Origin of the sequence: Streptomyces sp. NPDC102259 (assembly GCF_044766465.1) — a bacterium.
In the GTDB taxonomy this organism is placed as follows: domain Bacteria; phylum Actinomycetota; class Actinomycetes; order Streptomycetales; family Streptomycetaceae; genus Streptomyces.
This window is the reverse complement of record NZ_JBIWMA010000047.1, coordinates 1-10,528: the sequence shown is the minus strand read 5'-3', so window position 1 is coordinate 10,528 and position 10,528 is coordinate 1. Positions and strand designations below refer to the sequence as shown.

The following is a 10,528-nucleotide window of genomic DNA, read 5'->3' as shown; positions in this document are numbered from 1 at the left end:
TCGCCGCCCGTGTCTCTGCCCCCCCCCCCCCCCCCCCCCCCCCCCCCCCCCCCCCCCCCCCCGGCGCGGCCCCCCCCCCCCCCCCCCCCCCCCCCGCCTCGGGGAGGGGGCGTCACCCCTGGGGGCCGCTGACCAGCGGAGACGAACTTTCGTCGCGGAATTATCAGAAATCTCGTGGGATGAATTGCTGTTCTTTCCATACGGCACCGCCAGTAGAACTTCATGTGCGAGACGGGTTGGTGCCACATGTTCGAGCAGGTAGCGGAAGTAACAGACGAGTCCCCCCAGGGGGGTGGTAAGCGGTCGAAGGGCACGAAACGGCGCAATCTTGAGCAGCACGCGGCGGACTGCGCGCTGAACGAACGCCTTCGGCTCCGCAACTTCGACCCCGACTATTGGGAGATGAAGCTCCTGCGCGACGACCTTTGGGTCTACGGCTGGCGGTGCCTGCGCGCATGGATGCGGGACGGGACGATCATCGAGAAGTGCGGGGAGCGCGGTGTCCCCCTAGGGGTCCGCTACTTCGAGGTCGAGATCCTCAAGCGGCGTGGCGACATCCGTGACGAGATCGCCCACAACAGCGTCGAGAGCGCCGTGTGCAGGTTCACCGAGGAACTCCTCCCCGATGGCGGGTGGGATCCGGAGGGGGGCGCGACGATGCGCACCTACTTCGTGAAGACCCTGTACGCCTTCCGCGACGTGTTCAAGAAGTGGGCCTACGGCTATCGCCGGCGCCTGTTCGAGGCCGCGGATCCCATCGCCGCGGAGCCCTACGAGGACATGTGGGGTCCCAGATACGTCCGTTCCCCCGACGACGCGTTCGTCCTCCAGGAGACCATCCAGCGGATCCTGGACGGCGCCGGTCCCGAGGTGCGCGCGATCTGCGGCCTGATCTGGGAGTCCAAGGTGACCCAGAAGGCGATCGGCGCCGAGCTCGGGATGACGTCCCGGATGGTTGAGGGACACATGGCCCGCCTGCGCGCCCGCGCGAAGGTCATGGCGTCCCGGGGCGAGATCGAGGCCCTGTACGGCCGTGCCGCCGCCCGTAAGGCGGTTGGCCAGTGAACAACGGCAACGGGCTCGACCTGCGAACCGCGCTTCTGCTCCTGGTCGGCGGGATCGCCACATACATCGCCCTGCTTCACCCCGCGGTCGGCGTCGCACTCCTGGTCGGCGTCGGCGTGGCGGGCCTCCTGCACCTGTTGCTCAAGTAGTGCCCGGGCCCGGAATCCGTCTGGGAGTCCCGGAGTCACAGACTTCGGGACTCACGCAGGCGACACCGTGACCAGCCCGCCCAACAGCCGCTTCGCCGCATAGGGCGCCGTGTTGCGCTGCGCGTTGAGGTAGGGGTTGCGCCGGCCTCCACAGCGCTCCGGAGTTCGCCCAGGTCACCCTGGGCATGCGGCGTGGTCGGGCCGCTGACATCCCCGTTGCGACCCCTTCGACCATGCCCGCGGGTGCCGCCGGCCTGGGTGCGGGATTCGGAATGGTCGTCCGCCCTCGCCCCACGGTGACTCCCGTGCGGGCCGCCAGAAGCGACGGCTATGCGGAAGGGATCGCCGACCTGGTCCTCCTGAGCATCGCGTGTACGAGGCTGCGGTCTTCCCACTCACCACTGATGGGGTGAGCGATGAGGAACAAGAGGCCCGTCGCACCGTCGCGTACCGACTCTCCGCCTACGACGGTCTGCCCCGTTCCGTTCGGGTGTCGGCGGCCGCCGCGTTGGAGGCCCTTGATGACGGCTTGGACGCCGAACGTGCCCGAGCTGCGGTGAAGGATCTGTCACTCGTGGTCTACGACTGCCGCGGCACTCGTTGAATCCTGGGCAACGCTAACGCTGCCGATCGTCCAGAGCCGGATGCGGCCTTACTCGGTCGCCGCGGCGCGCTTCTTCTTCGCCTGCCGCTTGGCCGGTGGCGGTGGTTCTTCGCCGGAGGCGCCGTTGTTCATTCGGGCGCTGGCTTCCAGGACCTGGTCGATGATGCGGCGGCGCATCTCACTCTCGGGGTCCTCGCCCAGATTTTGGGCCAGGCGCTCCGCGGTCAGGTAGTAGCCGGTCAGGACCGGCTGCTCGAAGTAGCGGTTGAGCTGGCTCAGCGTCTGCCCGTACATCTGCAGGTAGGTGCGGTTGAGGAAGGCAGAGAGCGCCGCAGCGACGCTCGCGATGGCGGCGACGAAGACCTTGGTCTGGCCGTTGCCGAAGTACAGGCCGGCGGCGAAGCAGCCCACGATCACCAGCAGGCCCAACCCCATGGCCCGTTGCGAGGACCGGAAGGAACGGTCGGCTTGATCGGTGGCGATGCGGTGGTATTCGTCGATCTGGGACTGGTTGAGTTCCAGCAGTGTGGCCAGGGGGGTGACGGTCTTGAGGTCCGCGAGCTTCTGCGCGTCGATCTCCTTCTGCAGCTCGGCTGCCTCTTCAGCCGCCTGTAACTGGAGACCCTCCAGACGGATCTGTTTGACCAGCAGGTAGATCGCGATCCCCGAGACCGCGGTCACTGTGACGCCTATCAGGATCCACAGCCATAGCGGCACCGCAGCCGCGCCACCTTGGACGATGCCCCAGCTCGCCACGACCGCAATGATCACCACCAAAGGGGAAAGGGACGGTTGGGAGCCTGATCGGCGGTAATGGCCGCCACGGACGGTGGGTGCGCTCGGCAAGGAACCCCCTGGATTTCTGCGTACGGCGCCACGGCCGTGCAGTGATCAGTTCAACCGGGTGAGTGTGGCAGCCAGCCCTCTCCCCGCCCAGCATCTGACCAGCCAACTGCGGCCGCACAGAGGCCGAACCGCCACTGCCGACGGGCGCACAGGCGACCGCTGGGTACGCCCGGACTGGTTCAAGGTCCCGTACCACCCGCGCACGGAAGACCGCATCCGGGCTGCTCGGAAGCTGCCCCGCCGCTGAGAGTGGTAGACCACGGCACACGACACCCATCACGCAAGGCGATGTGTACCGCACTGTGCGAAACCGGTACGGTCACCGCATGTCTGGGGATCACAACACAGAAGGCGCCGCTCGCACGGGAGTTGGCGCGGGTGTGGTCAGCGCCGAACTACCGGCGCAGAGCGGACCACCGCTGACGGAGTTCGAGCTCTCGGTCGGCGAGCGCAAGATCCTCCAGTTCAAGAAGAAGCCCCAGATCACCGCAGTCGCCGAACTGGTGTGGAACGCCCTGGACGCCAACGCCACCGAGGTCCACGTCGAACTGCGCCGCTCCAGTCTGACGGCGATCACCGACGTCGTAGTGACCGACAACGGCCACGGCATGACACCCGAGCGGGCACGCACCGCCTTCCAAGCCTTCGGCAACACCTGGAAGACCAGTAGGACGCACACCGAAGGCGGTGAGCGCATCCTGCACGGCCGCAACGGTGAAGGCCGCCTCTTTGCCTTCGCCCTGGGCGACCAGCTCACCTGGGAGTCCGCTGCCTGGGAGTCCATGGCTTTTGGCGACACCTTGGTTGGAGTCCGGATCCGCGGCAACGCCGACCATGCCACCGTCTGGCAGGTTGAGGAGACAGAGCCGACCCGGGAGAAGCCCGGCACGACGGTCCGCATCTCCGTTCCCCAGGGCAAGCCCCTGAGCAGCCTGGAGCGCGACGACGCCGCCGCGAACCTCACCGCGAAGCTGGCGTTCTACCTCCGGGCCTATCCGCACGTGCACGTCACGTTCGACGGCAAACGGCTCGACCCCAGCGACATCATCGTGGGCGAACCCATCGACCTGGAATTGGACCTGCCGGAGGAATACGCCAACGCGGACCCGCCCCCGGTCGTGACCTTTGTCGAGTGGAACAAGCGGATGAGCGACCGCAGGATGCTCATCTGCAACGCCGACGGCATCGCCCTCGGCGAGCACGGCAGCGACTGGTCCGACGGCATCATCAGCTTCACCCCGTACCTGCGCGCCAACCTTTTCAACGGCCTGTCCGTCGATGACCTGCACGGCCTGACCATGTCCCACTCCGGGCTCCTGGACGCGGCCCTCAAGGCCGTCCAGAAGCACCTGGCCGTTCGCGGTGCCCAGATCTCGGCAGAGGTCGTGCGACAGCTGAAGACCGAAGGCATCTACCCCTACGACGACCAGCTGGCGACCGGCGCGCTCGCCATAGAGCGCCAGACCTTCGACGTCGTCGTCACCGCCGCCCGCCACGCGCTTCCCAACAAAAGGGCCGCCCGCAGCCTGTCCGTCAACCTCATCCGCACAGCCCTGGAGAGCAACCCCAGCGACCTCCACACCATCCTCGAAAAGGTCCTGGCCCTCAGCGACGACGACCGCCGGCACCTGAAGAACCTTCTCGATAGCACCGACCTGACCCACGTCATCGGCGCGGCCACCACCGTCACCAACCGCCTGAACTTCATCCAGGCCCTGCGCAAGATCCTCGCCGACGACCACCTCCGCAAGAACCTGCGCGAGGTCGACCAGCTCCACCCCATGGTCAACAAGAACCTCTGGCTGTTCGGCGAGGACTGGCACATGACCAGGAGCGAAATCGGCCTCACCAACGTCCTTCAGGCCCACCTGGAAGACCACCTCGGTGAAGACGTCGTCCTGGAGCACGAACTCGAGGCCGTCACTCAGCCGGACGGGCGCAGCGGCCGGGTCGACATCCTGATGTTCCGCAGCCGCCGGGACGACAACTCCACTGAACGCCTCGTCATCGAGCTCAAGCGACCGACCGTGAAGGTCGGCCCGAAGGAACTCACCCAGATCAAGAACTACGCCCGGGCCATCATCGACGACCCCCAGTACAGCGGGGTCGGCTGCAAATGGCGCTTCTACCTCATCACCTACGACTACTCCGACAAGATCCTTCGCGACATCCGGCAGACGGACCGCCCCGCCGGCCTCGCCGACGTACAGGACGACTACGAGGTCTGGGTCAAGAGCTGGGGCGAGATCCTCGACGCTGGGGAGAAGAAGCTGCGGTTCTTCCAGGAGCAGCTGAACTACGAGGCGACCGACGACCGCGTCACCCAGCACCTACGCGAGAGCTACTCACACTTCATTCCCGATGCCCTGGCACAGCCGCAAGGCCAGAGCGAAGACACCGAGCCAGCCAGCCCGGAACAGGAACAGTGAAAAGGCGAGGCGCCACGATCTCCTGCTGCCAGTTCGGCGTGGCGGGGGAGTCCACATCTGTTCGCTGATCCGGCACAGCCGCTCACATCCGAACAGGGCCGGTCAATCTGCGCCGTGATGACGTTGATGTCTGCGCCGCCGTCCGTGAACGTGCTGGACTGGCGGCGTCCCGTACGCAACTCCAGAGGAGGGGCCATGGGCGAGGTCGCCACGGCCGTGTCCGACGAAGCGTTCGCCGCACTTGCCGAGAACCTGCGCCACATCCTTGAGACCCGCGCGCTGCTGTGCGTCATCGCGCCGGAGGACGTCCAGGGCGAAGCCGTGGTGGAGGCCGCTCTCAGCCGCTGCGACGGGGCCGACTCCGGCGTGGTCACGACCGCCGCGCCGGGCAACCTCGCGGCGCTCCTGGACGCGTTCCACGCCGCTCTGCACCTCGGTGTCCGGCCGCGACGGCTGGCCGACGCGCAGCGGGCTGTCGAGAACGAACTCGCCCGGCGCTCCTGGCCAGTTGTGGTCGTACGCGATGCCCATCTGCTGCGGACCGAGGCCCTGCAGTACGTCTATGGGCTGTGGAGCTTGTTCCAGGACCGCGAACGCCGAATGCCCGTCGTCCTGGTGGGGCCCGAGCGGATCCGGTCCGTGTTGCGCCGGCCATCACTCGCCAGCCTGGAGAGCTGCATCTTCATCTGGCACCGACTCACGCCCTCACCCTAAAGACACGAGACCCCGGACCGTGACGGCCCGGGGTCTCGTGTCGGAGGTCGTCTCAGTAGTCGTCCCGGTCGGAGGGCGGTCCGTACTGCTCGATGAGGTCGCAGGTGCAGGTGCCGCCGTCGTACACCGACTTATCGCACTCGGCATGGTGGTCCTGCTGCGGCAGCGGCTTCACCGGGACGGGACGCTCGGTGACTGCGGCGGGCAGGGCCGGGGCGGCCTGGTGGGCGGTGCGGAACTCGGTGTCGACCACGGTGGAGGCTATTTCGTCCTTCCGCCACTTCGCGGGGTTGTTGTACGGCACGAGGCCGCCCGCGTAGGCCATGCGCAGAAGTTCGGCCTTGGTGTGGTTGCGCATCAGCTCGTTCATGCGCTGCATCCGCGCTGTGCCCGGCGCCGCCTGGCGTTCTTCCTCCGTCACGGTGTCGCCCTGGTCGTGGTCCTCCTGCGCGTGCGCGTCCGACGGCGCGGGCTGGACGGAACTGTCGTCCACCGCCGGGCTGGACGGTGCCGGCACCGCTGCCTTTGCCCAGGGCACGCCCAGGGCGGCGAGGGCGGCCTGCTGGTCGGGGGTGAGCTTGTCCCGCCTCACACGGATGTTCGAATTCCATACGCCCAGTTTCACGATCACCGGCTCCGTCTCGCCGTCGACCACGATCTCCTCAGCGTGACCGCGCGGTACAGGCCGGTGGGCGCCTTCCCGCTCCACCCACTGCGCGAGGGCCGCAAGCCCGCGCTGGAACGCCTGTTCCGCCTTGCTCGAACCCTTCGACGTACGCTTCGCTGACGGTGCGGGAGACGGGGCCTCAAGCGGTTGTACGCCCAGCTGGGACAGCCGTTCCTGCTGCTCGGTGGACAACTGCGCCCAGGTGCCCGCCTCGCGTTGCCGTGCGAGCCATTTGCCGATGTCGTCGCCCTCGAACAGGACGCCCGGCTGGATGGCCGGCAGGACGCCGTCGGCGTCGACCAGGTCGGCGAGGACGCGGTAGTGCCGCTGCCAGTCGAGCGGCCACGGGCAGTCCCAGTCCGGGTCGATCGCCGCGAGCTGTGCTGCCCGCGCCGCGGCGCGCTCGGGGTCCTTCCCGAGGCCGCCCTTCCTGCGGAGATTGGCCGCATGCTGCCCGACGGGCACCATCGCCTCGCCCTCGCCCCACACGGCGTCCTGACGCGGAGCGAGATGTCCCGTGGCCTGCCGGTAGGAGCGCAGCGCGGCGAGCTTGGTCTCCCACGCCTCTTCGCCCGGCTCCCAGACCATCCCGACCTCGGGCGCGTCCAGCAGGGTCTTGCGCCGCTCTTCCAGTTCACCTGCCCGCAGTGCCTTGCGCTGCTGGTGGACCCATCGGCCAAGGGGAAAAGCCTTTGTCACCCCCACTTCGACCTCAACGTCGTAGGGCACGGCGTAGAGCCCGGCGATCTCGTTCTCCGCCCGCCAGCGCAGCAGGGCCTGGTAGCCCTCCAGCCACACCAGCGACTCCGGCCGGTAGACCCGGGTGCGCAGGAAAGCGGCGATCGTCGACGCGTCCCTGGGAGAGGAGAAGTGGAGCAGCGCGGACTCGGCAGCGGCGTCGGTGTCGTCCTGCTCCTGGTCCTCGCCGTCGCCGCCGGCCCCGACGATCCGCCCGTCCTCATCGCGCCGGACGTGGACCTTGCGCTTGCCGCTCGTGAGGGCGCGGGAGGCGAGCTGCTCAACGAGTCGTTCATCATGACTGCGGAGTCCTTGGAGGACCGCTACAAGGGGGCGGAAGCTGGCGGAGGCGACCATGTCGGTCGGGTCCTCGCCCGGCTCCAGGAAGATCGGCACGATGATCCTCGCGACCTTGGTGGAGCCGTCGCGGTTCAGCCTCAGCGCCCGGCCGATGTTCTGCACGATCTCCACCTGCGAGCCGCGGGTGTCGGCGAAGCAGATCGCCTCGACTCCGCGCTCGCCGGTGATGTCGACGCCTTCCCCGAGCACGCGAACGCTCGCGAGGAACGCCCTGTGCACGCGCCGGTTGTTGGCGTCGATGCCGTTGGCGAACTGGCGCAGCGCCTCCCGCCGTTCGGACACGAGGTGGTCGCCGCAAAGCCACGCCGACCACACCCGGTCCGGCGGGACGTGGCGGCCGGCCTCCAGGCCGTAGAACTCCGCGTCGATCGACGACGCCGGGAGCTCCTTCTCCGCCTTGACCATGGTCTCGTCATCGGTCTCGGTGACGTACAGCTCGGCAGCGGTTTCCGGCAGCTTCTCCGCGAACGCCGCGGCCTCCTCCACCTTCTGGTGGAAAGTCATGACCGTACGCAGGTTGTACGCGGCGGCGTGCTCCAGGAGGGCGGTCTGCAGCAGGGCCAGGCGCCGGCCTCGCTGCGCCTCCTCCGATTCCCCGAGGACGGGGGAGGGGTCGCGGATCTCCAGGACGTCGATCTCGAACGGGGCGAGGATTTCGCGCTCGATCGCCTCCGAGAGCCCGAGTTCAGCCCCAGGCAGCCAGGCGCCGAACATGCCGTCCGGGTCGTCGGCCATGCTCGCGATCTCCGCCTCCTGGCCGTCGGCGCCCTTCTGCGGCCGGGGCGAGGCGAGGATGCGCGGGGTGGCGGTCAGGTACAGCCGGAAGTCCGCCGGGATCCGGGCGTTGTCGTGGATCGCCGCCCACGGCCTCCCAAGATCGCCAGTGGTTCCGTGGGCTTCGTCCACGATGGCGAGCGAAAAACCGTCCATGCGCTGGCCGTACAGCCGGTCTCCGCCTGCCAGGGCGGCCTCCAGCGGCCCGCGGACGCGTCCCTGGCCCATCGGGTCGTCGAAGTCCTCGCGGTCCACGAGAGAGGCGTACGTGGCGAACACGACGACCGGCCCGTGGGCGGCCCACAGGGCGAGCTGGATCGGGTTGGTGGTGGTGCGCACCCCGAGCTTGTTCAGCACCGGGTCGTTCTCCAGCGAGCACACCGCGACCATGGGGGAGCGGTGCCCCACAGCCCGCCACGCCTGGGCGGTCTGCACGAGCAGGTCCAGGGTCGGCACGGTCACGAGGATCCGGCCCTCGGGGAAGCACTCCAGCGCACTCGCGGCAGCCATGATTGTTTTGCCGGAGCCGGTCGCTGACACGATCGTGCCACGGGCACCCTGAGGGGGCACAGATGACCTTGCAGGGAATCCGACCCACCTACGAAAGGCCAACTTCTGGGTGACCTGGTGTTTCTTGAGCGGAATCCTGCTCATCGTCCGTCCTTTTCCGCCGTGTCGTACAGCCAGGCGTTCTGAAGCCTTTCCAGCGCGGTTTCCTCCTGGCCTTCCTGCGTCCAGATTCCTTCGAGCCAGAGCGGGGTGCTGTCGATCCTCTCGCACAGCACGAAGCAGGCGGGCAGGTCCATGAGAACGATCTCGCCCGCGAACATGCCGCCGGTCCCGTAGCGCTGCCACAGCCGCTCGAGCCGCGCCCTGCGCTCGTGCAGGTACGTCTCCAGGGTCTGCGGGTAGGCGTCCCGCTCCGCCATGCGAACGGTCCGCAGGGCGATGCCCACGGCCTCCCGGTCCGACTCCTGGTCCCACTGGTCGGAGTTGGTGCCGGTCACGGCCGCGTAGTGCTGCCCGCAGACGTCCAGGACGCGCTCGACAAGTTCCGCCGGCGCCTCGCCGCCCTCTGCCTCGCGGGCAGAAGGCCGGCCCCCGTCCACCGGCTGCGCAGCGGGGTGGTCACCGGCGCGGACTGCTGCCCCCAGGTACAGGCCGTAGTGGTCCAGGTAGGCCAGGAGGAACAGGGCCAGGGCGCGGCCGGGGTCGCTGGCGTGCTCGATGTAGGGCTGTTCGCTGGTCCAGCCGAACGTGGCCTGGTGGGGCCGGGGATGTACGCCGGGGGTGTGCGGATCGGGGAAGGTGACAGCGCGGGTGAAGAAGTCGTCCAGGCGGCGGACCAGATCCGCATCCGGGTCCTCCGGCTCACGGCCACGCACGGTCGCGGTGGCGTTCTCCAGGATGGCGGTCAGATACCGCCTGCGGGCCTCCTCCTGCTGCCGGAGCTCGCTGTCCGGGCTCTCCTCCACCACCTCCACCACGCGGTACAGGCCCTGGTCCCCGTACACCCCGCCCGGCTTCTCCAGCGCCTTGCGGACCTCGGTGACGGCCTCCTCGACCGAGCGCCCGTAGGCGTAGTGCGTCAGCAGGGACGCGCCCGGGTGCTCCGGATCGGTGCGCTGCGCCACGATCCGGTAGCGGATCAGCTCCGGGTCCATCCCTGAAGTAACCTCACGTTGAATTTCCTTCCGCGCTTCAAAGCGCCTTTCGAAGCCCGACGGATTCAAAGAGTCCTCGCTTCCCGCGCCCCGCCCGGAGTGGTTGGGGGGTATCCCGTGTTTCCGCCAACGGTACATGCTGCATCAATCTGATGCACGCGGTACACTGGAACCCACACGAACGAGCGCCCCCCACCCCAGTAGCCAGCCCCGCCCGCACCGGCGGGCCCCAAGGGACTGGAGGCGCAGCCGGAAGGACCGTCAGGCGGGGGAGCGCAGCGGACCCGCCCAGGAGTCCGCAGGACTCCCCAACTCCCATACTGGAGGCCCCACTAGCTGCACCTGACACGCCCTCAGCGGGAGAGCGCGCACCGCGCGCCGCGCCGGTCGCGCAGCGGCCGGCCCCACCGGATCCTGGAGCGCAGCGAAGGGATCCGCCCGTGCTCCGCACGGGCAGCGGGAGCGCAGCGACCGCCCCTCTTGCACATCGCGCAGCGATGTGGTACCCGCTCCGCGGG

Annotated in this window: 7 protein-coding genes; 4 read left to right on the top strand and 3 right to left on the bottom strand. The window is 68.5% G+C overall.

Going from position 1 to position 10,528, the window contains the following annotated elements:
• Window positions 1–246 precede the first annotated feature (246 nt).
• Both ACIRPU_RS43275 and ACIRPU_RS43270 read left to right on the top strand, forming a co-directional pair.
• Window positions 247–1,065: a hypothetical protein gene (locus ACIRPU_RS43275; RefSeq protein ID WP_403878414.1), complete on the top strand. Its 819-nt coding sequence runs from the start codon at window positions 247–249 to the stop codon at window positions 1,063–1,065.
• Complete coding sequence (locus ACIRPU_RS43270; RefSeq protein ID WP_356802613.1) at window positions 1,062–1,214, top strand: hypothetical protein; 153 nt, start codon at window positions 1,062–1,064, stop codon at window positions 1,212–1,214. The genes ACIRPU_RS43275 and ACIRPU_RS43270 overlap by 4 nt, the downstream gene beginning before the upstream one ends.
• A 652-nt stretch (window positions 1,215–1,866) precedes the next feature.
• Here the strand turns inward: ACIRPU_RS43270 and ACIRPU_RS43265 are convergent.
• On the bottom strand, window positions 1,867–2,589 hold the full coding sequence (locus ACIRPU_RS43265; RefSeq protein ID WP_403878410.1) for a hypothetical protein: 723 nt from the start codon (window positions 2,587–2,589) through the stop codon (window positions 1,867–1,869).
• A gap of 401 nt (window positions 2,590–2,990) precedes the next feature.
• On the opposite strand from ACIRPU_RS43265, the gene ACIRPU_RS43260 reads away from it, so the two are divergent.
• Window positions 2,991–5,093: an ATP-binding protein gene (locus tag ACIRPU_RS43260; protein ID WP_403878407.1), complete on the top strand. Its 2,103-nt coding sequence runs from the start codon at window positions 2,991–2,993 to the stop codon at window positions 5,091–5,093.
• Window positions 5,094–5,288: 195 nt separating this feature from the next.
• Window positions 5,289–5,807, top strand: coding sequence for an AAA family ATPase (locus ACIRPU_RS43255; RefSeq protein WP_403878404.1), 519 nt, complete (start codon window positions 5,289–5,291; stop codon window positions 5,805–5,807).
• 52 nt (window positions 5,808–5,859) lie between these two features.
• Here ACIRPU_RS43255 and ACIRPU_RS43250 read toward each other — a convergent pair whose 3' ends face one another.
• Window positions 5,860–9,000 (bottom strand): Helicase associated domain protein, encoded by a 3,141-nt coding sequence (locus ACIRPU_RS43250; protein WP_403878401.1) that lies wholly within the window; start codon window positions 8,998–9,000, stop codon window positions 5,860–5,862.
• Window positions 8,997–10,010 (bottom strand): hypothetical protein, encoded by a 1,014-nt coding sequence (locus ACIRPU_RS43245; RefSeq protein ID WP_403878398.1) that lies wholly within the window; start codon window positions 10,008–10,010, stop codon window positions 8,997–8,999. The genes ACIRPU_RS43250 and ACIRPU_RS43245 overlap by 4 nt, the downstream gene beginning before the upstream one ends.
• Window positions 10,011–10,528: the final 518 nt, after the last annotated feature.